We start from the raw sequence: 22,389 nt of genomic DNA, 5'->3' as shown, positions 1-22,389 counted from the left end.
AGGCCGCCGGCAGTTTCAGTTGCTGCTTGCCCCGATACCTTGGCCGAGACAGGCGCCGAAAGCAACCCCAAGTTGTGCGCTGTGCGGCAGAAGTTCGTCTGCCCTTGTCATGCCCCGGCGCGGGCCAGCCGGGTGATGAGATAGCGGTTGTAGGTCCGGAACGCCTGAGAGGTCCGCGCGGTCCCCATCAGCCGCTGCATCAGGTTCTCGCGGCGCCTGGCCGACAGGAAAAGGCCGATCATGCGCGCCAAGGCCCAATGCGCCCAGGGCCGTTTGCCGCGGAGTTCGTCCGACACGCGGACAACGCCATGGCCGAGCACGTTGAACAGCCGCTGTTCCAGATCGATCGAGGGCGCGACGGCATCGGTGATGTCCTCTTCGGCGACCACGGCAAAGCCCGCCTGCGGCACCGCGGCGCGGAACGCCGCGATCTGGTGTCCGCCGCCGGGCTGCGGGCCATGCACGGCGCGGCCGCGGTAGGCCTCGGTGCGGAAACAGTCGGCAATCAGCACCTGCCCGCCGGGCGCCAGAAGCCGGGCGCATTTCGGCAGGCTTTCGGCCAGCGGGATATACTGGAAGCTTTCCGAAAAGAGGCACAGGTCGAAGGGGCCGGTCCCGGCAAAGGCCTCGAAGGTGGTCTCGTGCACCACCGCGCCGCGCGCCGTCTCGCGGCAGCGCGCGGCCAGGAAGGCCGACGGCACGACGATCTCGACCGCATGGCCAAGGGCCAGAAGCTTTTTCGCCGTCTCGCCCGCGCCGCCGCCGATGTCGAGGATGCGCAGGCGCCCTTCGGGCAGGTAGCCGAACAGCCTGGTGGAATAGTTGTCCTGCGCGGCCCGCAGGTTGCCCGCGGTGACCTCCAGCCCGGTCCAAAGCCCGTAATGCAGGTTCTCGGCCCCGGTCAGCCAGCGGATGAAGGCCAGCCCCACATCCAGCCCCACCGCGCGCGTATCGATCTTGTCTGCCATCATGCACCTCTTGGCGTCCGATTACCGGCTTGGCCCCGCCGCGGCAACCATGGCCTGCGGATTGGCGCTTGAACGGGAACAAAAACGGATCAACTCTGTCCTGCCCCCGAGTCGCGAAAGCCCGCCCGATGCCGCACAACAACGCCAATGCCCTGACCGAACGCCCGGAGGTGCTGACCAAGCCCAAGCTGGAAGGCGGGCGGCGCTTTGTGCTCTCGACGCCGTTTCAGCCTGCGGGCGACCAGCCGACCGCGATCGCCGAGTTGACGGCCGGCGTTCTGGCCGGCGAACGCAACCAGGTGCTGCTTGGCGCGACCGGCACCGGCAAGACCTTCACCATGGCCAAGATCATCGAGGAAACCCAGCGCCCCGCGATCATCCTGGCGCCCAACAAGACGCTGGCCGCGCAATTGTACGGCGAATTCAAGGGCTTCTTCCCCGACAACGCGGTGGAATACTTCGTCAGCTACTACGACTACTACCAGCCCGAAGCCTATGTCCCCCGCACCGACACCTATATCGAGAAGGAATCCCAGATCAACGAACAGATCGACCGGATGCGCCACTCGGCCACCCGGGCGCTTCTGGAACGCGACGATGTGATCATCGTCGCCTCCGTCTCCTGCATCTATGGCATCGGCTCGGTCGAGACCTATTCGGCGATGACGCAGGATCTGGTCGTCGGCCAGCTATACGACCAGCGCAAGGTGATGGCCGATCTGGTGGCCCAGCAGTACCGCCGCCTCGACACCGCCTTCCAGCGCGGCGCCTTCCGCGTGCGCGGCGACAGCCTGGAAGTCTGGCCCGCCCACCTGGAAGACCGCGCCTGGCGGTTCAGCTTCTTTGGCGAGGAACTGGAGGCGATCACCGAATTCGACCCGCTGACCGGGGCAAAGACCGACAGTTTCAAGCAGATCCGCATCTATGCGAACAGCCACTACGTCACCCCCCGGCCAACCCTGCAACAGGCGATCAAGGGCATCCGGGAAGAGCTTTTCCACCGTCTGAAACAACTTACCTCGGAAGGAAAACTCCTCGAAGCCCAACGTCTGGAACAACGCACCAACTTCGATCTCGAAATGCTGGAGGCGACGGGCAGTTGCGCCGGGATCGAGAATTATTCCCGCTACCTGACCGGCCGCGCGCCGGGCGAACCGCCGCCCACGCTGTTCGAATTCATCCCCGACAATGCCATCGTCTTTGCGGACGAAAGCCATGTCAGCGTGCCGCAGATCGGCGGCATGTATCGCGGGGACTTCCGGCGCAAGTTCACCCTGGCCGAACACGGCTTCCGCCTGCCCAGCTGCATGGACAACCGGCCCCTCAAGTTCGAGGAATGGGACGCGATGCGCCCGCAATCCATCTTTGTCTCGGCCACCCCGGCGGCCTGGGAGCTGGAGCAGACCGGCGGCGTCTTCACCGAACAGGTGATCCGCCCCACCGGCCTTCTCGACCCCGAGGTGGAAATCCGCCCGGTGGAGATGCAGGTGGACGACCTTCTGGACGAGATTCGCAAGGTCTCGGCCAAGGGTCTGCGCACCCTCGTCACCGTGCTGACCAAGCGCATGGCCGAGGATCTGACCGATTACCTGCACGAACAGGGCATCCGGGTGCGTTACATGCATTCGGACATCGACACCATCGAACGCATTGAAATCCTGCGCGATCTGCGGCTGGGGGCCTTCGACGCGCTGGTGGGCATCAACCTCTTGCGCGAAGGGCTCGACATCCCCGAATGTGGCCTGGTGGCGATCCTCGATGCCGACAAGGAAGGTTTCCTGCGGTCTGAAACCAGCCTGATCCAGACCATCGGCCGCGCGGCGCGCAACAGCGAAGGTCGGGTCATCATGTATGCCGACCGGATCACCGGATCGATGGAACGCGCTCTGGCCGAGACCAACCGCCGGCGCGAGAAGCAGATGGCCTACAACCTGAAGCACGGGATCACCCCCGAAACCGTGAAGAAGAATGTCGAGGACGTGCTGGCGGGCCTCTGGCAGGGCGACACGGACCAGTCGCGGATCACCACCCAGGTCGAAAAGCCGATGGTCGGGTCCAATCTTGCGGCCCATCTCGACGCGCTGCGCACGCAGATGCGCAAGGCGGCCGAAAACCTGGAATTCGAGGAAGCCGCCCGCCTGCGCGACGAGATCAGGCGGCTGGAGGCCGTGGAACTCGCCATCGCCGACGACCCGTTCGCCCGGCAGGAGGTGATCGAGGAAGCCGTGACCGAAGCCGTGAAGCGGACCGGCAGGTCCACCGCCGGCCGTGCCGGGCAGCGTGGCGGCAAACGGTCGCGCGGGCGCGGCTGACCCGGCCCGCCGAAAAGACCGAGGAGCCGGCCCATGCCCAGCCACGACTATACGACGCGCATCCTCTGGACCGGCAACCGCGGCGAGGGGACGGCGCATTACCGCGCCTATGACCGGACCTGGGACATCGCCGTGCCGGGCAAGGCGCCGGTCCATTGCTCGAACGACCCGCTTCTGGGCGGCGATCCCGGCAAGATGAACCCGGAGGACCTGCTGCTTTCGGCGCTCGCAGCCTGCCACATGCTGTGGTACCTGCACTATGCGGCAGAGGCGGGAATTGTGGTGACATCCTATTCCGACGTGCCGCTGGGCGTCGGCGAGGTCGGGCGCGGCGGGGCGGGCCGCTTTGTCAAGGTGACATTGCGGCCGCATGTGGTGGTGCAGCCGGGCACCGACCTCGCCGCGGCCGAGGCCATTCACCACCGGATTCACGAGGTCTGCTTCATTGCGCGGTCGGTGAATTTTCCCGTGGACCATGCCCCGACCTTCGCGGTTTCGGGCTGACGCATCCGCTCGTCCTGCGCCTTCGGCTTCTCCTCGCAGGGCCCCATGACGAGAAGCCGCAGGCGCAAGAGGAGTGATGTCAGGTGCGACATACGGTGTCGCAAACCGGACGGTTCGCCGCCTTTGCCGCCGATAGGGTCACCCCGACGGTCTGGGGGCGACATGGACGAGACGGATTACATCATTGTCGGCGCGGGCAGCGCGGGCTGTGTGCTTGCCGACCGGCTGACGGCCAGCGGTCGCCACAAGGTGACCCTGCTGGAGGCCGGGGGATCCGACCGGCGCTTCTATGTCCACCTGCCGCTCGGCTATGGCAAGCTGTTCTACGATCCGGCGGTGAACTGGATGTACCGGACCGAGCCCGACCCGGGACTGAACGGGGCGCAGGACCACTGGCCGCGCGGCAAGATCCTCGGCGGCTCTTCCAGCATAAATGCCATGGTCTGGATCCGCGGTCAGCGAGAGGACTACGAGGACTGGGGGCGCGCGGCCCCGGGCTGGGGATGGGAGTCCTGCCTTGCCGCCTATCGCGCGCTTGAGGACAACGAGGCCGGCGCGGACGAATATCGCGGGACCGGGGGGCCTTTGTTCATCTCGGCCAACCGCTCGGGCCTGCATCCCCTGGTCCGCAGCTATCTTGACGCCTGCGCCGAGGCCGGCCTGCCCGAGATCCCGGATTTCAACGGCGCACGGCAGGAAGGTGCGGGCGTCTACCAGATGACGATCAAGGGCGCCCGGCGCAATTCCACCGCGCGGGCCTTCCTGCGCCCGGCGATGAAGCGGGCGAACCTGCGCGTGATGACGCGGGCGCTGGTGACCCGGGTGCTGATCGAGCAGGGCCGGGCGGTCGGGGTCGAATACCGCCAGAGGGGCGCGACGCGGACCTTGCGCGCCCGGGCCGAAGTCATCCTGGCCGGCGGCGCCATCAACTCGCCGCAGCTGCTGCAACTGTCGGGCATCGGGCCGGGCGCGCTGTTGCAGGACCTTGGGATTCCGGTCGTGCTGGACAATCCCAATGTGGGCGACCATCTCAGCGACCATCAGGGCCTGAACTACACCTGGTCGATGAAGGTCCCCACCTACAACGACGAGCTGCGTCCCTGGTGGGGCAAGCTTCGTGCCGGACTGCAATATGTCCTTGGCGGCGGCGGGCCGCTTGCCAAGTCGATCAACCACGGCGGCGGGTTCTTCCGGACGCGGCCGGACCTCGACCGGCCGAACATGCAGCTGTACTTTCAGGCTTTCTCCACCCTGATCCCGCGCAGCGGCGAAAGGCCGCTGCTGACGCCGGACCCATGGTCGGGCATGTCGATCGGTCTGTCGAACTGCCGGCCCACCAGCCGCGGACATATCCGGCTGCGGACGCCACGACCCGAGGACCATCCGGTCATCACCGCCAACGCCCTTTCGACGAACCACGACGTCGAGGAAATGCTGGCCGGCGTCAAGCAGTTGCGCCGGATCGCCGCGCAGCCCGCCCTGGCGGCGCTGATCCTGGAGGAGCTGCGTCCGGGCCCGCAGGTGGTGACGGACGAGGAACTGATCGCCGATTTCCGCGCGCGGTCGGGCACGGTCTACCACCCAAGCTGCACCTGCCGGATGGGGCAGGATCTGGCGACTTCGGTTGTGGACCCCGGGCTCAGGCTGCACGGCATCGGCGGGCTGCGGGTGATCGACGCCTCGGCCTTTCCGAACATCACCTCCGGCAACACCAATGCCCCTGCCATCCTGATGGGCTGGATGGGCGCCGAGGCGGTCCTGCGCGACGCAAGGTAAGCCGGGCTGCGCCGCCCGCCCGGCACGGGGGTCATTCCCCGCGCGGAAAGCGCTTCTGCTCTTCCAGCACGTTCAGGTCCATGTGGTTGCGCATGTAGCGTTCGCTGGCCGCGCGCAGCGGCTGGTAATCCCAGGGGTAATAGCCACCCTGGCGCAGCGCCTCATAGACCACCCAGCGGCGGGCCTGGCTTTCGCGGACCTGGGCGTCGTAGGCGGAAAGATCCCAGCGCGCGTCGGCAAGGGCGCGGAAATGGGCCAGAATCGGCGCGGCGCGGCGATCGTCGGCCAGGTTCACCGTCTCGCCCGGGTCATTGGCCACATCGAACAGCAGGTCCGGGTCGGCGGGGCAGCGGATGTATTTCCACGCGCCTTCCCGCAGCGCGACCATGGGGGTGATGCTGCCCTCGGCAGCATATTCCATCGCCACAGGTCCGCGGGGCTGGCCTTGCGCGACGGGGATCAGGTTGACGCCCTCGGTCCAGGGCATGACCTCTTCCATCGAGATGCCGGCCAGCGCCGCAAGCGTCGGCGCTAGGTCGATGGTGCTGACCGGCGTGTCGATGCGTCCCGCGGGCAGGTCGGGCGCCGCGATCATCAGCGGCACGCGGGCCGAGCCCTCGAAGAAGTTCATCTTGAACCACAGACCCCTCTCGCCCAGCATCTCGCCATGGTCCGACAGGAAGACGATATGCGCCTCCTGCCGGGTGGCTTCCAGGACCGCAAGGATCTCGCCGATCTTGTCGTCGATATAGCTGATGTTGGCGAAATAGCCGCGGCGGGCGCGGCGGATATGGTCGGGCGTGATGGCGAAGTTGCGCCAGTCGCAGGCGTCCATCAGGCGTCGGGAATGGGGGTCCATGTCGTCGTAGTCGACGGGCTTTGGCGGTTCGCATTCGGGGGCGCCTTCGTAGAGGTCCCAGTACTTGCGGCGGGCGACGAAGGGGTCGTGCGGATGGGTGAAGCTGACGGTCAGCGCCCAGGGGCGGGGGTCGGCCCCGCGCGAGAGGTCGTAGAGTTTCTGCACCGCCTGGAAGGCCACGTCGTCGTCGTATTCGTACTGGTTGGTGATCTCGGCCACGCCGGCACCCGTGACCGAGCCGAGGTTGTGATACCACCAGTCGATCCGTTCCCCCGGTTTGCGGTAGTCCGGGGTCCAGCCGAAATCGGCGGGGTAGATGTCGGTGGTGAGGCGTTGTTCGAAGCCATGCAGCTGGTCGGGGCCGACGAAATGCATCTTGCCCGAGAGCGTGGTCTGATAGCCTGCCCGGCGCAGGTGGTGGGCGTAGGTCGGGATGTCGGAGGCGAACTCGGCGGCGTTGTCGTAAACGCGGGTGCGCGAGGGCAACTGGCCGGACATGAAGCTGGCGCGCGCCGGCGCGCAAAGGGGCGAGGCGGTGTAGCAGTTGGCGAACCGGGCCGACCGCGTGGCGAGCGTCTTCAGGTTCGGGGTGTGCAGAAAGTCCGCCGGGCCGTCGGGAAACAGAGTCCCGTTCAGCTGATCGACCATGAAGATCAGGAGGTTGGGCTTGGTCATGGCGGCAGTCCTTCCGTGCAGTCGCCTGCCTGTCTAGCCGGTCGTGGGGCCGGGTCTGGCCCCCGACCGACAGGCCCCTGTCGAAAGCGTCACGCGGGCCGGGTGCCGCCTGTGGCCTCGGTCACCTGATCCGCCGCCGCCCGGACCAGCGCGCCGATCCTTGTCGCGTCCGACAGGCCCATGCGGAAGGCGGGGCCAGAGACAGAGAGGCCCGCCACCGGCTCGCCATGCGCGTTGAAGATGGGCGCGGCGACGCAGCGCATCCCCTCGGCGCGTTCCTGATCGTCGATGGCAAAGCCCCGGTCGCGGGTGCGGGACAGGTCGCGCAGCAGGGCGCTTTCGCTGGTGAGCGTCAGGGAGGTGAACTTCTCCAGCCCCTTGCGGGCGAGGATTCCGCGTGTCTTTTCCTCGGGATACCAGGCCAGAAGCGCCTTGCCGATCCCGCTGGAGTGCATCGGCGCGCGGGTGCCGGGGGGGAAGAAGGCGCGGATCGCCTCGTAGGTTTCGACCTGGGCGACGAACAGCACTTCGTCCCGGACCTCGATGCCAAGATTCGCGGTTTCCCCGGTTTCGCGCATGAGCTGGTCCATCGGCTGGCGGGCGCGTTCGACCACCTTGGTGCGGCGCAGGAAGGCCGAGCCGACGCGGAAGGCGCCGGGACCGATGTGCCAGAACTGGCCGGGCTCATCCACCTCGACCATGCCGTGGCCTTGCAGGGTGACAAGGGCGCGGAAGACGGTGGCGATGGCCTCGCCCGTCTCCTCGGCGATTTCCGAGAGCGTGCGGCCGGGGTTCTGCGCGACATGGGTCAGGATGTCGAGCCCGCGGTCCAGGGCCTGCACCGTGTTCTGGTCGGTCTTGTCGTTGAACGCCTTCGGCCGGCCGCGGGGTTTCTGGGCCATCAGGGGCCTCCCATTCATGAAAAATCGCAAGGCATTGAACGGACGAGGGAATAGCACGGGCCTGTGACAATGAAAAATCTTTTCGAAAAAATTGTGCGGATTGGTCGCAGGGCGTAGATTTTGTGGGCGATCTTTCAGGGAGTTGCCCGATGTCGATGCAGAACCCGGTTTTCATCCCCGGTCCGACGAACATCCCGGATTCGGTGCGCAAGGCCTGCGACATGGGCACGCTGGACCACCGCTCGCCCGCCTTCGCACGGCTGTTCAAGCCTGCGGTGGAAGGGGTGCGGCGGGTCCTGAAGATGGATGAGGGCGAGGTCATCCTGATCCCCTCGACCGGGACTGGCGGCTGGGAGGCGGCGGTGACGAACACCCTCTCGCCGGGTGATACCGTGCTGGCGGCGCGGTTCGGGATGTTCAGCCACCGCTGGATCGACCTGTGCCAGCGCCACAAGCTGGATGTCGAGATCATCGAGACCCCCTGGGGCGAGGGCGCGCCGCTGGCGGCGATCGAGAAGGCGCTGCGGGCCGACAAGGGGCACCACATCAAGGCGGTGCTGGCCACGCACAACGAGACGGCGACGGGCGTGAAGTCCGACATCGCGGGCATCCGGGCCGCGATGGACGCGGCGGGGCATCCGGCGATGCTGTTCGTCGATGGCGTGTCGTCGATTGCCTCGATGCCCTTCGATTTCGCGGGCTGGGGCGTCGATATCGCCGTGGCCGGGAGCCAGAAGGGCTTCATGCTGCCGGCGGGACTGGCGATCCTGGGCGTCAGCCCGAAGGCCATTGCAGCAATGGAAACGGCGCGGTTGCCGCGAACCTTCTTCGATTTCAAGGACATGCTGGCCTCTTACGCAAAGGGCGGCTACCCCTACACGCCCGCCGTGGGCCTGATCGCGGGTCTGGCGCACGCCATCGACTTGCTGGAGAGCGAGGGGCTGGACAACGTCTATGCCCGACATCACCGGCTGGCAGAAGGGGTCCGCCGGGCGGTCTTTGCCTGGGGGATGGCGCCCTTTGCGGCCTCTCCCGACCTCTATTCCGATACGGTGACGGCGGTGAAAGTGCCGCCGGGGTGCGACGGCACGGCCTTGGTCCAGCTTGCAGCCTCCAAATACGGCATGGCCTTCGGCGTGGGCCTGGGCGAGGTCGCGGGCAAGGTGTTCCGCATCGGGCATCTGGGGATGCTGACCGAGGCGATGGTGCTGTCCGGGCTGGCCGTGGCCGAAATGTGCATGGCCGATCTGGGCTGGCCGGTGACGCTGGGGTCCGGCGTGGCGGCGGCGCAGGAGTACTATCGCGGCACGATCGAGGCCGTGGCGCTTGCGGCGGAATAAGGGGGCCAGGACTTTTCGAAAAGTCTTGCAAAATCCTTCGAAGGATTTTGGCCCCCAGTGGAAAGGTCAGGAAAATGAAGGACATGAACGGACTTGTGATCCCCACCTACGACGACATGCTGGCCGCGCATGAGCGCATCCGCCCGCATGTCCGGCTGACCCCGGTGCGAACCTCGGACTATCTGAACGAGCTTGCCGGCTGCGAGCTATTCTTCAAATGCGAGAACTTCCAGGAGCCGGGGGCCTTCAAGGTGCGGGGGGCGACGAATGCCGTCTTCGGCCTGACTGAAGAGCAGGCGAAACGCGGTGTCGCCACCCATTCCTCGGGTAATCACGCCTCGTGCCTGTCTTACGCGGCTATGTTGCGGGGCATTCCCTGCAACGTGGTCATGCCGCGCACCGCGCCGCAGGCGAAGAAGGATACGGTGCGACGCTATGGTGGGGTCATCACCGAATGCGAACCTTCGACCACCAGCCGCGAGGCCACCTTTGCCGAGGTGCAGGCGCGGACGGGTGGCGATTTCGTGCACCCCTACAACGACCCGCGCGTCATCGCCGGGCAGGGCACCTGCTCGGCCGAGTTCATGCAGCAGACCGGGGGTCTCGATATCGTCGTGGCCCCCATCGGCGGGGGCGGCATGATCTCGGGCACTTGTCTCACGCTGGCGACGCTTGCGCCCGAAACCAGGGTGATCGCGGCGGAACCCGAGCAGGCCGATGACGCGTACCGCAGCTTCAAGGCGGGCCACATCATTGCCGACGACGCGCCGAAAACCATCGCCGACGGGCTGCTGGTGCCCCTGAAGGACCTGACCTGGCATTTCGTGTCGAACCATGTGAGCGAGATCTTCACGGCCTCCGAGCAGGAGATCATCGATGCGATGAAGCTGACCTGGAAACACCTGCGGGTGGTGATGGAACCTTCCAGCGCGGTGCCCCTGGCCGTGGTCCTGAAGAACCGCGCGGCCTTCCGGGGCAAGCGGGTGGGCATCATCATCACCGGCGGCAACGTCGATCTGGACAAACTTCCCTGGATGAAAGGCTGAGGCCATGAACAAGCATGCGGAATTCGAAGGCTACGAGGTCGGCTACGACATCCCGGCTCTGCCGGGCATGGACGAGAAGGACATCCAGACACCCTGCCTGATCCTCGACCTCGACGCGCTGGAGCGCAACATCGTCAAGATGGGCAACTATGCGAAGGCGCACGGGATGCGGCACCGGGTGCACGGCAAGATGCACAAGTCGGTCGATGTTGCCAGACTGCAAGAGAGGCTCGGCGGCGCGGTCGGCGTCTGCTGCCAGAAGGTCAGCGAAGCCGAGGTCTTCGTCCGCGGCGGCATCAAGGACGTGCTGGTGTCGAACCAGGTGCGCGATCCGGCCAAGATCGACCGTCTGGCGCGGCTGCCGAAGCTGGGGGCCCGGACCATCGTCTGCGTCGACATGCTGGACAACGTGGCCGATCTGTCGGCAGCGGCGGTGAAGCACGGGACCACCATCGAGTGCCTGGTCGAGATCGACTGCGGCGCTGGCCGCTGCGGCGTGAAGACCACGCCGGAGGTGGTGGCGCTGGCCAAGGCCATCGACGCGGCGCCGGGTCTGACCTTCTCGGGCATCCAGGCCTATCAGGGCGCGATGCAGCACCTGGACAGCTACACCGACCGCAAGGCCAAGATCGACCTCGCCGTGGCCCAGGTGAAGGAGGCCGTCGAGGCGCTGGAGACCGAGGGGCTGGCCTGCGACATCGTGGGCGGCGGTGGCACCGGCAGCTACTATTTCGAAAGCAATTCAGGGGTTTACAACGAACTTCAGTGCGGCAGTTACGCCTTCATGGACGCCGACTATGGCCGCATCCTGGACAAGGACGGCCGCCGGATCGACCAGGGCGAATGGGAGAATGCGCTGTTCATCCTGACTTCGGTGATGAGCCACGCCAAGCCCGACAAGGCCATCGTCGATGCGGGCCTCAAGGCCCAGTCGGTCGACAGCGGGCTGCCGGTGGTATTTGGCCGCACGGATGTGAAATATGTCAAGTGCAGCGACGAACATGGCGTTGTCGAAGACCCGGCAGGCGTGCTGAAGGTCAACGAAAAGTTGAAACTGGTCCCCGGTCACTGTGACCCGACCTGCAACGTGCACGACTGGTATGTCGGCGTCCGGGCTGGCCGCGTCGAGGTGGTCTGGCCGGTCTCTGCCAGAGGCAAGGCCTACTAGCACGTTCCCTTCCTCGAACATCCCACGAGGGTCCGGGGGTGTGAAACCCCCGGTCCGACGCCTGCCGCAAAGGACCGTCCCATGCTCATCGTTCCCGAGACACTGATCGCCTCGCTTGTCACTCCCGAAGACGCCTTCCACGCGGTCGAGGCCTGCTTCTCCTCCATGGCGCGGGGAGAGGCATACAATTTCCCCGTCGTGCGCGAGGCCCTGGGCGAGGGACGGCAGTATGGTTTCAAGTCGGGTCTGGATCGGGCGGCGGGGCAGCTGGGCGTGAAGGCGGGGGGCTACTTTCCCGGTAACGCGGCCAGGGGGTTGATCAACCACCAGTCCTCGGTCTTCCTCTTCGACCCGGAGACAGGGCGGCCCCTTGCGATGGTCGGGGGAAACCTGCTGACGGCTCTGCGGACGGCGGCGGCCTCGGCGCTCGCCATCGACCGGCTTGCCCGACCCGAGGCCGAGGTGCTGGGGATCGTCGGTGCCGGACACCAGGCCGGCTTCCAGCTGCGCGCTGCCGCGCGGGTGCGGCGGTTTCGTCGGGTGCTTGCCTGGAACCTGCACCCCGAAATGCTGCCCCGGCTCGGGGCTGTCGCCGCCGAACTGGGCCTGCCGTTCGAGGCGGTGGCACTGCCGCGGATGCGCGAGGCCGAGGTGATCGTCACCATCACCTCTTCGCCCGCGGCAAGCCTGATGGCCGAACATGTCGCCCCTGGCACGCATCTGTCCTGCATGGGCACCGACACGCGGGGCAAGCAGGAGGTGGAGCCGGCGCTGGTGGCCGCCGCGACCGTGTTTGCCGACGAAGTGGCGCAGTCGGTTTCGATCGGCGAGGCGCAGCATGCGGTGGCGGCGGGCATGCTGGATGCCTCCGCCATCGTGCCCATCGGCGAGGTTTTGGTCGGTCGCCATCCGGGCCGGCGGTCTGCGCAAGAGATCACCCTCTTCGACGGCACCGGCGTCGGCCTTCAGGATCTTGCGGTGGCCGCAGTAGCGGCCGCGCGGGCCAGCGAGCGGGGTCTCGGGATCGAAGTCGGGATCTGAGACTTCGGTGCGCAGCTTGGCACGATCAGGGACGCTGCAACCCGGGTCCGGAGCGCGACGGGCAACGGATCGCGGCGATCCCTTGGCCTGGTCGCGGGGAACGGGTCAAGAAATGGCGCAGAGGTCCGATCGAGGCCCGTGCCTGCGGGGGGCGGCCGGCGTTTGCGCCAGGGCGAGGTCATGGCCTCGGCCAGCGCCCTTGTTCGGTGTCATACTGGAGCGATGACACTTGTCCGGCCTTGTCCGGCAGGGGGATCCTTGCCGTACGCGTCATGCCGCACCGGGAATCGGGCGTTCGGGCGAAGGTCCGGGTCCGATCCAGCTGCGCGAGCCGCCCCGGTCCGACCGGGCAGCCGAGGCAGCAAATGCCGGCCCGGCAAAAGCCCTCACCCTCGCACGGACGCGCCTGACCCTGATCCCCTGACCCCGGGTGCGACCTGCCGGGACAGGCCTACCCGAATGGACGGACGACCCGTCGCGTTCGGCCGGACTGTCCTTTCCCGGGATTTCCGATGCAGGCCCGCTGCGGAGCCCCCTTGCGGGCGCGATCCGCGTGCGCCCGGGATCACTTTGCGCGAACGCCGATCCGGATTTCCCTCGACTGTCGGTCGCGATAGGCAGCCAGCCACTCGGCCAGATCCTCGGCCGGCATCGGACGGGCGACGACAAAGCCCTGCACATGGCCACAGCCAAGCTGGGCAAGCAGGGCATGTTCTGCCGGGGTCTCGACGCCTTCGGCCACGGTATCCAGCCCCAGGCGTTCGGCCAGCGAGAGGATCGCAGTGACCAGGTTCTGCTGGTCGCGGTTCTGGTCGATGTGCTGGACGAAGCTACGGTCGATCTTCAGCCGGTGCAGAGCAAAGCGGCGGATCGCGGTGATCGAGGCATGTCCGGTGCCGAAATCGTCCAGATCGACGCCGCAGCCCAGGGCGGCGATCCGCGCGATGTTTGCCGCGACGATGTCCTCGCCATCCCCGGCGACAACGGATTCCAGCACTTCGACGGTCAGGCGCGAGGGCGTGAGGCCGAAGCGGTCCAGCGTCCAGGCCAGCCGGTCGGGCAGATGGGGATCGCGCAATTCCTGCTGCGACAGGTTGACTGCAACCGTGGGGATGCGCAGCCCCTGGCGGTCGAGATCGGCCAGGGTCGCCAGCGACTGGGTCAGCATGGTGTGGCCCAGCAGCTCCATCAGGTCGGACCCTTCGATGGCCGGCAGGAAGGCACCGGGGGCAAGGCAGCCGCGCTCCGGGTGGTGCCAGCGCACCAGGGCCTCGATCCCCGTGACCTCGCCGCTGTCGGTCGAGACCTGGGGCTGGAACCAGGCCCGCACCTCGCCCCGGCCCACCCCGTCAGCGAACCCGGTCCGCAGGGCATCGCGTTCGGCGCGCGCGCGCGCCAGTTCCGCGGTAAAGCCGCGGATCGCGCCCGGACGGCAGGCCCTGGCCTCGTCCCCGGCGATCTGTGCGGCGTCCAGCAGCGCCCGCCCGTCTGGCTGGGCCAGTTGCGGCGAATGGCAGAACCCGATGGAGCAGATCACCTGAACCGGACCGGAGGCGAGGATCACCGGCTGCTGCACCACAAGCTGCATGCGCGCCGCGATGCGGACCATGATCTCGGCGTCGAGCCGAGGGGAAGCCGACAGCACGACGGCAAGGCCGCCATCCTCGAGCGGGTAAAGCAGATCGCCCGGGCGCAAGGCCCCGCGCAACCGGGCAACCAGGGTCGCCAGAACCTCGCTCTGCCGGGCGCGGCCAAGCCGGTCGCAGAGATGGGCGGCGCCGTCGAACTGGATCACGAGGCAACCCGTCGCCCCGCCACGGACCGCCGTTTCGGAAAGTATGGCGTCCAGCCGGGCGATCACCTGATCGGAAACGGCACCGGGACGCTCGGGCGGGGCGAGGCGGCCGAAGGCAAGCACCGCCAGGGGAACCGTGGCCGCCAGCGCCGCCAGGGCCGGTTCGCCCCCCGTCCAGTAGGCCGCCAGCGCCAGCAGGGGCGTCAGGGCAAGAAACTGCCAGGAAAGCGTTGCCAGCCGTTGCAGCGCCAAGGTCATGCCCATCGCCTCCGTTCAGGCGGGCCGGATGCCCGCGATCCTGGTCAGGCTAGGCGGATGTTCATGATCAGTTCCTTAACGCTCGCGCGGAAGTTGCGTCGAATTTTCCATATCGGCCGCAGCGGCGACCAGCGCGGCGAAGTCGAACAGCCCGGGGTCCGCCAGATGCGAGGGGCGCACATTCATCAGCGCGCGGAACATGATCTGCCTGCGGCCGGGGCTGCGGGCCTCCCATTCGTCCAGAAGCTTCTTCACCTGGGCGCGCTGCAACCCCTCCTGGCTGCCGCAGAGGTCGCAGGGGATGATCGGATAGCCCATCGCGCCGGAGAATTTGCCGCAATCCTCTTCCGAGACGAAGGCCAGGGGGCGGGCGACGAAGAGATCGCCATCCTCGTTCAGAAGCCGCGGCGGCATCGAGGCGAGACGTCCGCCGTGGAAGAGGTTCATGAAGAAGGTTTCCAGGATGTCGTCACGGTGGTGGCCGAGGACGACGGTCGAGCAGCCTTCTTCCCGCGCGATCCGGTAAAGATTGCCGCGCCTTAGCCGCGAGCAGAGCGAGCACATCGTCCCGCCCGGCTTGATCTTGTCGATGACCACGGAATAGGTGTCCTGGTATTCGATCCGGTGCGGGACGCCCATCCGGGTCAGGAACTCGGGCAGGACGGTTGCCGGAAACCCTGGCTGCCCCTGGTCCAGGTTGCAGGCCAGAAGGTCCACCGGCAGCAGGCCGCGCCATTTCAGCTCGGTCAGGATGGCGAGCAGCGTGTAGCTGTCCTTGCCGCCCGAAAGGCAGACCAGCCAGCGGTCGCCCGCGCGCGCCATGCCGTAGGTGTCGATCGCCTCGCGCACCTGTTGCACCAGACGCTTGCGCAGCTTGCGGAACTCCAGCGCCTTCGGGGCGCCGTGGAACAGCGGGTGGATGTCGTCGGTGTCGTCAAGCATCTTGGGCCTCGCCGGGATGCGCCCTTATGCCAGAGGACGGGCGGAAGGCAAAGGTCCGGGGCGGCGCTCATCGCTTCCTGCGGTCGCTCTTCGCCGGGTCCGCACGCGAAGAGCGACCGCAGGAAGCGATGAGCCGCCCGGTCAGACGTGCTGGGCGCCGTTGACCTCGATCTCGGCGCCGGAGATGTAGCTGGCCTCGTCGGAGCAGAGGAACCAGATCACGTCGGCCACTTCCTTCGGCTGGCCGAGCCGTTGCAGCGGCAGCTTTTCCACGATCTTCTCGGTGCCGGGTGAAAGGATCGCCGTCTCCACCTCGCCGGGCGCGATGGCGTTCACCCGCACGCCCAAGGGCCCGAAATCATGCGCCATTTCCCGTGTCAGCGCGGCCAGCGCGGCCTTGGACGTGGCATAGGCCGCCCCGGCGAAGGGATGCACGCGCGAGCCGGCGATGGAGGTCACGTTGACGATGCTGCCCTTCGCGGCGGTCAATTCGTCCTTCAATCCCCGGGCCAGGATGACCGGAGCGAAGAAGTTGACGTGGAACACATGGCCCCAGGTGCGCAGGTCGGTCGTCATGGTGTTCAGCCGCGCGCCGCCGGGGCCCTTGGGGCTGATTCCGGCATTGTTCACCAGGGCATGGATGTGGCCGCCGACCTTGGCCTTGATCGTCTCGATCGCGGCGATGGTCTTGTTCGGGTCGGCCAGGTCGATCTCGATATGGTTCTCCTCGCCCCCCGGCCAGGGGCAGCGCGGGTCGAAGGGCTGGCGCGAGCAGGTGAGGACCCGCCATCCCTCGGCCGAAAAGCGCTTGACGGTGGCATGGCCGATCCCGCGACTGGCGCCGGTCAGGACAAGCGTCTTCTGTTCGGGGGGCGTATGCTCGGACATCTGCGATCTCCTTTCCGTGCCAAGCTACGCTGGCCTGCGAGGAAGGCAAGGCTTGGCCAAGAGGACTTGGCGGGGGGGCGGAAAAGGCTTATGCGGCGCGCAAGCATGGAGGTCCCGATGAGAGAGCAGACCCTGACCGCCGAGAACGCCAAGGCCACGGCGAAGATGCTGTCCGAGGCGCTGCCCTATCTGCAACGGTTCGAGGACGCGGTGGTGGTCGTCAAGTTCGGCGGCAATGCCATGGGCGACGATGCGGCGATGGCCGAGTTCGCCCGCGACATCGTGCTGATGAAGCAGGTCGGCGTGCATCCCGTCGTGGTGCACGGCGGCGGACCGATGATCAACGAAATGCTGGAAAAACTCGGGATCAAGTCCGAGTTCGTCCGCGGCAAGCGGGTGACGGACAAGGCCACGGTTCAGGTGGTGGAGATGATCCTGTCGGGCCTGGTGAACAAGCGGATCGTGCAGGCGATCATGGATGCGGGCGGGCGGGCCGTGGGCATTTCCGGCAAGGATGACGACCTGATGGTCTGCGAGGCGGACGACCCCGAACTGGGCTATGTCGGCCGCCCGGTCGAGATGAACGTCCAGGTCCTGCGCGACCTTTACAAGGCCGGCATCATTCCCGTCGTTGCCCCCGTGGCGACGGGGATGAAGGACAACGAGACCTTCAACGTGAACGGCGACACGGCGGCAGGCGCGATCGCGGGGGCTTTGAAGGCGGACCGGCTGCTGCTTCTGACCGATGTGCCGGGGGTGAAGGACGCGAACGGGCAGGTGATGACCCAGATCACCCCGGAGGAGATCCGGCGGATGATCGCCGAGGGGGTGATCTCGGGGGGCATGATCCCCAAGACCGAGACCGCGCTGATGGCCATCGAGCAGGGGACGCGGGCGGTGACGATCCTGGACGGCAAGGTTCCGAACGCCTGCCTGCTGGAGCTGTTCACCGACCATGGCGCGGGCAGCCAGATCCGAAGCACGGAGCCGCGGGTGAAGCCGCATGTCCGCCGGTAGGCGTTCGGCGCGTTGACACGCTGAAACCCGGCGATTTTACGGGTCGGGCTTGCGTCGGCTTTCCGTCCGGCATGTGTCTGCCATCCGGTCTGGCGGCAACCGGCGGCGAGACGGGTTGACCTTGCCTGGCGAATCGGTGCGGGGTCGGCGCATGGAGCATGACAGCGGATACGGCTTCTGCCTGTCGCTCCGGGACCGGATTTTCCGCACCCGTGTGCCGGAACCGAAGGCAGGGCATGTCGCGATGACCGTGGGGCTGGAATGGCAGGACGAAAGGCCGGCGAGGCTGGGATGGAGCCTGGGGCTACCTTTCCGGCGCTGATCCAAGGGGGGCCTGGGGGCGCCTCCCGTCCCCCTTGCGGGGAGGGGAGGGGGGCGGGGGGCCGGCGGCCGGGTGCCGGAAGGCGCCTGCGCGCCGCAAGGGACATGGCATGACCCGAGGCGCCCCCCCTCCCTCTCCCTCCCCCACGCGGGGGGAGGGAAGCGCACCGGGTCCGGCCCTGCGCTCTGCCGGTCCGGCGCGGCTGGAGGACCGGCTGGCCGAGGCGCAGCTGGAGATTCTGGGCGGATTCCCGGTCGCCGAGGGCGAGGCGGGCTTTCCGGCGGGGACGCGGACGCTCTTGCTGCTGGGGCCGAAGGAGCCGGGGTTCTGGGTGCATCTGACGGCGCAGCCGGAATGGGATGGCGGACCGGACCCGGTGGATCGCTGGTCGCGCCGGGTGATCGGGCGGATCGCCTGCGATCTGGGGGCAAAGGCGCTGTTTCCCTTCGGCGGGCCGCCCCATCATCCGTTCTATCAATGGGCGATGCGGACGGGACGGATCTGGGACAGCCCGGTGCGGCTGCTGGTCCATGCCGGGCAGGGGCTGATGGTCAGCTTTCGCGGCGCGCTGGCGTTGCGGGAGGCGGTCGAGGTGCCTGCGGCGGCTCCCCGGCCCTGCGACGCCTGCCCGGCCCCCTGTCTCACGGCCTGCCCGGCGGGGGCGTTGAGCGGGTCGGGTTATGACGTGCCGGCCTGTCACGCCTGGCTGGACCGGGCGGAGGGGGCGAAGTGCATGGGCGGCGGCTGCCTTGTGCGCCGCGCTTGCCCGGTGTCGCAAAGCTATGCAAGACTGCCCGAACAGTCGGCCTATCACATGAGGCAGTTCCACAGATGAAGCGGTTGATCCTGACGCGGCACGCGAAATCCTCGTGGGACGATCCGGCGACCCCCGACCATGACCGCCCGCTGAACGAGCGCGGCAAGGCGGCGGCGGCGGACCTGGGGCAATGGCTGGCCAGCCGCGACTATGTGCCGGGAGAGGTTCTGTGTTCCGACGCGCTGCGCACGCGCAAGACCTTTTCCGGGATCGCGCCTGCGCTGCCGGGGGCGCCGGTGCTGGAGCTGAAGCCGGCGCTGTATCATGCCGGGCCGGATGTGATGATGGCGGTGCTGCGCCATGCGAAGGCCGATGTGGTGATGATGATCGGCCACAACCCCGGCATCGCCGAGTTCGCCGCGCGGCTGGTGGCGCATCCGCCGTCGAACCCGGAGTTCGCCCGCTATCCGACCGGGGCGACGCTGGTCGCGGATTTCGACGTGGCGGACTGGGGGCAGGTGACGTTCGGCTCGGGCGTCACGGTGGATTTCATCGTCCCGCGCGAGATCGTGGTCTGACGGAGAGCCGCCGCGGCGCCCATCGAGGGCCCCGCGGCGGCGCATCCGCGGGAAAGCGGGTGACCTTGCGCGCCTGCGGGGCGGGGGCTGCCTCCGGCGGGAGTATTTGGCACATGGGCAAGCCATGGTCGGCCGCGGGCCGGGCGCTAGCTTCCGTCGCAGTGACGGAGGGACCATGCGGGCATTGGTGATCGGGGCTTCGGGCGGGATCGGGGCGGCGCTGGTGGCGGAGCTGCGCGCGCGGGGGGACGAGGTTGTCGGGCTGTCGCGGTCGGGCGACGGGCTGGAGGTGACGGACGAGGCGTCGGTCGCGGCGGCGCTGGGGGCCCTGGAGCCGTGGTTCGATCTGGTGGTGGTGGCGACGGGGGCGCTGGTCATCGGCGGGGTCGGGCCGGAGAAGACGCTGCGTGCGGTGACGGCCGAGGGGCTGGCGGCGCAGTTCGCGGTCAATGCCATCGGGCCTGCGCTGGTGATGAAGCATGCGCTGCGGCTGATGCCCCGGGACCGGGTGGCGCGGCTGGCGGTCCTGTCGGCTCGGGTGGGGTCGATCGGGGATAATGCGCTGGGCGGCTGGTATGGCTATCGGGCGGCGAAGGCGGCGCTGAACCAGTTGCTGCGGACGGCGGCGGTGGAGGCGAAGCGGACGCATCCGCAGTCGGTCTTCGTGGCCCTGCATCCCGGGACGGTGGAAACGGGCCTCGCGCCTGCCTTGCGCGCGGGGCATCCGGCCGTGCCGCCCGCGGTGGCGGCGGGCAACCTGTTGCGGGTGCTGGAGGGCTTGGGGCCGGAGCAGTCCGGCGGGTTCTACGACTGGCAGGGCGAGGTGGTGCCGTGGTGAGGCTGGTCCTGGTGCTGGGGGATCAGCTGACGCGGGACGTTGCGGCCCTGCGGGCGGCGGACCGGGCGCGCGACGTGGTGGTGATGGCCGAGGTGATGGCGGAGGGGACGAGTGTGCCCCACCATCCGCAGAAGATCGCGCTGATCCTGGCGGCGATGCGGAAGTTTGCCGTCGCGCTGGAGTCCGAGGGCTGGCGGGTCGCCTATTCGCGGCTGGACGATCCGGCGAACAGCCAGACGATTTCGGGGGAGCTTCTGCGGCGGGCGGCGGAGTTCGGGGCGGCGGAAGTGCTGGCGACGAAGCCGGGGGAGTGGCGGGTGCTGCGGGATTTGCAGGAGCTGCCGCTGCCGGTGCGGGTGCTGGAGGACGACCGGTTCCTCTGTTCCGAGGCGAAGTTCTTCGCCTGGGCCGAGGGCCGCAAGCAGCTGCGGATGGAGTGGTTCTACCGCGAGATGCGGCGGAAGACGGGGCTGATGATGGAGGGGGACCAGCCGGCGGGGGGGCAGTGGAACTTTGACCACGACAACCGGAAGGCGGCGAAGGCGGACCTGTTGCGGCCCCGGCCCCGGGACTTCGCGCCGGATGCGGTGGTTAAGGAGGTGCTTTCCCTGGTGGAGGCGCGGTTTTCGCACTTCGGGCGGCTTCGGCCGTTTCGCTGGGCGACGGATCGGGTGGGGGCCTTGGCGGCCTTGCGGGAGTTTGTCGAAGAGCGCCTGCCCCGGTTCGGCGAAGAGCAGGATGCGATGCTGGCGGGGGAGGCGTTCCTGTCCCATGCGGTGATTTCTCCGTATCTCAACATCGGGCTTCTGGGGCCGATGGAGGTGTGCCTTGCGGTGGAGGCGGCGTGGAAGGCAGGCCGCGTGCCCATCGCGGCGGCGGAGGGGTTCATCCGGCAGGTGATCGGCTGGCGGGAATATGTGCGGGGCATCTGGGCGCTGAAGGGACCTGCCTATCTGGAGGGGAATGCCTTGGGGCATGTCCGGGCTTTGCCGGGGGTCTATTGGGGAGGTGAGACGGGGATGGCCTGCATGGAGGCGGCGGTCGGGCAGACGCGCGACCTGGGCTATGCCCACCATATCCAGCGGCTGATGGTGACGGGGAATTTCGCCTTGCTGGCGGGGGTGCACCCGGCGGCGGTGCATGAGTGGTATCTGTCGGTCTATGTCGATGCCTTCGAATGGGTGGAGGCGCCGAATACGCTGGGGATGAGCCAGTTTGCCGATGGGGGGGTGCTGGGGTCGAAGCCCTATGTCTCGTCCGGGGCCTATATCGACCGGATGTCGGATCATTGCGGGGGGTGCCGGTATCGGGTGAAGGAGAAGGTGGGGGAGCGGGCCTGTCCGTTCAACCTGCTGTACTGGCACTTCCTGGACCGGCATCGGGAGCGGTTTCGGGGCAACCCGCGGATGGGACAGATGTACCGGGTCTGGGACGGGATGGAGGCGGGGCACCGGGAGGCGGTGCTGGCCGGGGCGGAGGCGGTGCTGGCGCGGCTGGACCGGGGGGAGGTCGTGTGAGATCGCCGCGCGCGGCGCGGTTTTCGGGGTGAGGAATTTCAAGGGGTTGGCTGCGGGCATTTACGGATTGGCAAGGATTGCCGCGCGTACCCTGGCGGCCGCCCCGACCCCTGGTCCCTTCCCTCGGAGGGGGAAGCAAGGGGCCTGCGGATGCCCTTGCGCCTGGCGGGAGACGCTGTTCCGGGTGGTGAGGGAAGGGCCTCCGGCGGGAGTATTTGGGACATGGGCAAGGGCAGGGAGGGTCGGGGTGACGTGCGCCGCGGTCCGGCTGCGTGCCCGCTGCTTGCCCGGTGCGGGTCGGCGGCTGATCGCGCGGGCGCGGGTGGCGGGAGGCTGGCCCGGGCTGCGCGGTGCGGGACGTGGGGAGTGGCCTCTTGCGCAGGTGGTCGGAACCTTCGCGAGGGCAAGGGAGGGCGGTGTGGCGATACCCGTTCCTGCGCGTTTCTTTGGCATAGCGGGATTTGAAGGGTCCGCCGGTGGCGCGCAGGCGGTCACGCGCCGTTCTGCACCGGCTTTCGGGATCTGCCTTCGCCCTGGCCTCGGGAACCCGGGAGACCATGGGTCAGCCTTCCGCCAGGATTTCAGCGGCAACGCGGAGGCTCATGAAGAAGAACGGCGCCCGGAGGAGGCGGGCGGTTTCGATTTCCGCCGCAGGTCCGGCCGCGAACGTCGCCATTCCGAGGATCGGAACGTCGCGAGCCTGCGCGGCATGGGACAGGGCGAAGGCGGGGACAGGAAGGGCGAGAGCAAGCGAGAGACGGCGCAGGGCATCGGACCCTTCCGGGCAACGGCGGCGCGTCACTTCCGGAAGGGGAGCGGTCTGGCTGCCACCGGCGACAAGGGCGCCGGTGGCGGGAGTTTCCCGAGCGGGGCAAACGGAGCGTCG

General features: G+C 67.8%; 19 protein-coding genes. 13 read left to right on the top strand and 6 right to left on the bottom strand.

The features are described from left to right. Positions 1-107: 107 nt before the first annotated feature. Positions 108-968, bottom strand: coding sequence for a class I SAM-dependent methyltransferase (locus tag G8O29_RS01815; protein ID WP_242678839.1), 861 nt, complete (start codon positions 966-968; stop codon positions 108-110). 128 nt (positions 969-1,096) lie between these two features. On the opposite strand from G8O29_RS01815, the gene uvrB reads away from it, so the two are divergent. The 3 genes from uvrB (at position 1,097) to G8O29_RS01800 (ending at position 5,560) form a co-directional block, all read left to right on the top strand. Next, on the top strand, positions 1,097-3,280 hold the full coding sequence (gene uvrB, locus G8O29_RS01810; protein WP_166401511.1) for an excinuclease ABC subunit UvrB: 2,184 nt from the start codon (positions 1,097-1,099) through the stop codon (positions 3,278-3,280). Positions 3,281-3,313: 33 nt separating this feature from the next. Continuing rightward, positions 3,314-3,784 (top strand): OsmC family protein, encoded by a 471-nt coding sequence (locus tag G8O29_RS01805; RefSeq protein ID WP_166401510.1) that lies wholly within the window; start codon positions 3,314-3,316, stop codon positions 3,782-3,784. A gap of 162 nt (positions 3,785-3,946) precedes the next feature. After that, positions 3,947-5,560, top strand: coding sequence for a GMC family oxidoreductase (locus tag G8O29_RS01800; protein WP_166401509.1), 1,614 nt, complete (start codon positions 3,947-3,949; stop codon positions 5,558-5,560). Between the two features lie 31 nt (positions 5,561-5,591). Here G8O29_RS01800 and betC read toward each other — a convergent pair whose 3' ends face one another. Both betC and bhcR read right to left on the bottom strand, forming a co-directional pair. Further along, positions 5,592-7,094, bottom strand: coding sequence for a choline-sulfatase (gene betC, locus G8O29_RS01795; protein ID WP_166401508.1), 1,503 nt, complete (start codon positions 7,092-7,094; stop codon positions 5,592-5,594). An 89-nt stretch (positions 7,095-7,183) separates the two neighbouring features. Next, on the bottom strand, positions 7,184-7,996 hold the full coding sequence (gene bhcR, locus G8O29_RS01790) for an HTH-type transcriptional regulator BhcR (RefSeq protein ID WP_166401507.1): 813 nt from the start codon (positions 7,994-7,996) through the stop codon (positions 7,184-7,186). A 149-nt stretch (positions 7,997-8,145) separates the two neighbouring features. Here bhcR and bhcA point away from each other — a divergent pair, with 149 nt between their 5' ends. The 4 genes from bhcA (at position 8,146) to bhcD (ending at position 12,591) form a co-directional block, all read left to right on the top strand. After that, positions 8,146-9,336, top strand: coding sequence for an L-aspartate--glyoxylate aminotransferase BhcA (gene bhcA, locus G8O29_RS01785; RefSeq protein WP_166401506.1), 1,191 nt, complete (start codon positions 8,146-8,148; stop codon positions 9,334-9,336). 83 nt (positions 9,337-9,419) lie between these two features. Beyond that, a complete protein-coding gene (bhcB, locus tag G8O29_RS01780) occupies positions 9,420-10,382 on the top strand; it encodes a beta-hydroxyaspartate dehydratase BhcB (RefSeq protein WP_437440789.1) in 963 nt (320 codons plus the stop codon). 4 nt (positions 10,383-10,386) lie between these two features. Further along, positions 10,387-11,550 (top strand): 3-hydroxy-D-aspartate aldolase BhcC, encoded by a 1,164-nt coding sequence (gene bhcC, locus G8O29_RS01775; protein ID WP_166401504.1) that lies wholly within the window; start codon positions 10,387-10,389, stop codon positions 11,548-11,550. A gap of 81 nt (positions 11,551-11,631) precedes the next feature. After that, positions 11,632-12,591, top strand: coding sequence for an iminosuccinate reductase BhcD (gene bhcD / locus G8O29_RS01770; protein WP_166401503.1), 960 nt, complete (start codon positions 11,632-11,634; stop codon positions 12,589-12,591). A gap of 565 nt (positions 12,592-13,156) precedes the next feature. On the opposite strand, the gene G8O29_RS01765 is transcribed toward bhcD, so the two are convergent. From G8O29_RS01765 to G8O29_RS01755, 3 genes are all read right to left on the bottom strand, one after another. Beyond that, positions 13,157-14,650 (bottom strand): putative bifunctional diguanylate cyclase/phosphodiesterase, encoded by a 1,494-nt coding sequence (locus G8O29_RS01765; protein WP_207623607.1) that lies wholly within the window; start codon positions 14,648-14,650, stop codon positions 13,157-13,159. A 69-nt stretch (positions 14,651-14,719) separates the two neighbouring features. Then, entirely contained in the window at positions 14,720-15,586 is an 867-nt protein-coding gene (gene ttcA / locus G8O29_RS01760; protein WP_166401501.1) for a tRNA 2-thiocytidine(32) synthetase TtcA, read from the bottom strand. A 141-nt stretch (positions 15,587-15,727) separates the two neighbouring features. After that, positions 15,728-16,474: an SDR family NAD(P)-dependent oxidoreductase gene (locus G8O29_RS01755; RefSeq protein ID WP_166401500.1), complete on the bottom strand. Its 747-nt coding sequence runs from the start codon at positions 16,472-16,474 to the stop codon at positions 15,728-15,730. Positions 16,475-16,591: 117 nt separating this feature from the next. Here G8O29_RS01755 and argB point away from each other — a divergent pair, with 117 nt between their 5' ends. The 6 genes from argB to G8O29_RS01725 all read left to right on the top strand — a co-directional run bounded on the left by argB (position 16,592) and on the right by G8O29_RS01725 (position 21,503). Beyond that, positions 16,592-17,491 (top strand): acetylglutamate kinase, encoded by a 900-nt coding sequence (gene argB, locus G8O29_RS01750; RefSeq protein WP_166401499.1) that lies wholly within the window; start codon positions 16,592-16,594, stop codon positions 17,489-17,491. Positions 17,492-17,642: 151 nt separating this feature from the next. After that, a complete protein-coding gene (locus tag G8O29_RS01745) occupies positions 17,643-17,813 on the top strand; it encodes a sterol desaturase family protein (protein ID WP_207623606.1) in 171 nt (56 codons plus the stop codon). 109 nt (positions 17,814-17,922) lie between these two features. Then, on the top strand, positions 17,923-18,648 hold the full coding sequence (locus G8O29_RS01740; protein WP_242678838.1) for a ferredoxin: 726 nt from the start codon (positions 17,923-17,925) through the stop codon (positions 18,646-18,648). Then, positions 18,645-19,148 carry a SixA phosphatase family protein gene (locus tag G8O29_RS01735; RefSeq protein WP_166401498.1) on the top strand — a complete coding sequence of 168 codons (504 nt, stop codon included), beginning with the start codon at positions 18,645-18,647 and terminating at the stop codon, positions 19,146-19,148. The genes G8O29_RS01740 and G8O29_RS01735 overlap by 4 nt, the downstream gene beginning before the upstream one ends. Before the next feature lie 175 nt (positions 19,149-19,323). Beyond that, positions 19,324-19,986 carry an SDR family NAD(P)-dependent oxidoreductase gene (locus G8O29_RS01730; RefSeq protein WP_166401497.1) on the top strand — a complete coding sequence of 221 codons (663 nt, stop codon included), beginning with the start codon at positions 19,324-19,326 and terminating at the stop codon, positions 19,984-19,986. Continuing rightward, the gene (locus tag G8O29_RS01725; RefSeq protein WP_166401496.1) at positions 19,980-21,503 is read left to right on the top strand and encodes a cryptochrome/photolyase family protein; all 1,524 of its coding nucleotides are present in this window, start codon (positions 19,980-19,982) and stop codon (positions 21,501-21,503) included. Before G8O29_RS01730 ends, G8O29_RS01725 begins: the two co-directional genes overlap by 7 nt. Positions 21,504-22,389 lie beyond the last annotated feature (886 nt).

The sequence above is a fragment of the Rhodobacter calidifons genome (assembly GCF_011174775.1).
GTDB lineage: Bacteria > Pseudomonadota > Alphaproteobacteria > Rhodobacterales > Rhodobacteraceae > Tabrizicola > Tabrizicola calidifons.
This window is presented reverse-complemented; position numbering and strand designations above follow the sequence as displayed.

What these genes read in the sequence shown, in the direction of transcription:
- G8O29_RS01815 (WP_242678839.1), bottom strand. Translation starts at nt 968, where the DNA reads ATGGCAGACAAGATCGATACGCGCGCGGTGGGGCTGGATGTGGGGCTG.
- uvrB (WP_166401511.1), top strand. Translation starts at nt 1,097, where the DNA reads ATGCCGCACAACAACGCCAATGCCCTGACCGAACGCCCGGAGGTGCTG.
- G8O29_RS01805 (WP_166401510.1), top strand. Translation starts at nt 3,314, where the DNA reads ATGCCCAGCCACGACTATACGACGCGCATCCTCTGGACCGGCAACCGC.
- G8O29_RS01800 (WP_166401509.1), top strand. Translation starts at nt 3,947, where the DNA reads ATGGACGAGACGGATTACATCATTGTCGGCGCGGGCAGCGCGGGCTGT.
- betC (WP_166401508.1), bottom strand. Translation starts at nt 7,094, where the DNA reads ATGACCAAGCCCAACCTCCTGATCTTCATGGTCGATCAGCTGAACGGG.
- bhcR (WP_166401507.1), bottom strand. Translation starts at nt 7,996, where the DNA reads ATGGCCCAGAAACCCCGCGGCCGGCCGAAGGCGTTCAACGACAAGACC.
- bhcA (WP_166401506.1), top strand. Translation starts at nt 8,146, where the DNA reads ATGTCGATGCAGAACCCGGTTTTCATCCCCGGTCCGACGAACATCCCG.
- bhcB (WP_437440789.1), top strand. Translation starts at nt 9,420, where the DNA reads ATGAACGGACTTGTGATCCCCACCTACGACGACATGCTGGCCGCGCAT.
- bhcC (WP_166401504.1), top strand. Translation starts at nt 10,387, where the DNA reads ATGAACAAGCATGCGGAATTCGAAGGCTACGAGGTCGGCTACGACATC.
- bhcD (WP_166401503.1), top strand. Translation starts at nt 11,632, where the DNA reads ATGCTCATCGTTCCCGAGACACTGATCGCCTCGCTTGTCACTCCCGAA.
- G8O29_RS01765 (WP_207623607.1), bottom strand. Translation starts at nt 14,650, where the DNA reads ATGGGCATGACCTTGGCGCTGCAACGGCTGGCAACGCTTTCCTGGCAG.
- ttcA (WP_166401501.1), bottom strand. Translation starts at nt 15,586, where the DNA reads ATGCTTGACGACACCGACGACATCCACCCGCTGTTCCACGGCGCCCCG.
- G8O29_RS01755 (WP_166401500.1), bottom strand. Translation starts at nt 16,474, where the DNA reads ATGTCCGAGCATACGCCCCCCGAACAGAAGACGCTTGTCCTGACCGGC.
- argB (WP_166401499.1), top strand. Translation starts at nt 16,592, where the DNA reads ATGAGAGAGCAGACCCTGACCGCCGAGAACGCCAAGGCCACGGCGAAG.
- G8O29_RS01745 (WP_207623606.1), top strand. Translation starts at nt 17,643, where the DNA reads ATGGAGCATGACAGCGGATACGGCTTCTGCCTGTCGCTCCGGGACCGG.
- G8O29_RS01740 (WP_242678838.1), top strand. Translation starts at nt 17,923, where the DNA reads ATGACCCGAGGCGCCCCCCCTCCCTCTCCCTCCCCCACGCGGGGGGAG.
- G8O29_RS01735 (WP_166401498.1), top strand. Translation starts at nt 18,645, where the DNA reads ATGAAGCGGTTGATCCTGACGCGGCACGCGAAATCCTCGTGGGACGAT.
- G8O29_RS01730 (WP_166401497.1), top strand. Translation starts at nt 19,324, where the DNA reads ATGCGGGCATTGGTGATCGGGGCTTCGGGCGGGATCGGGGCGGCGCTG.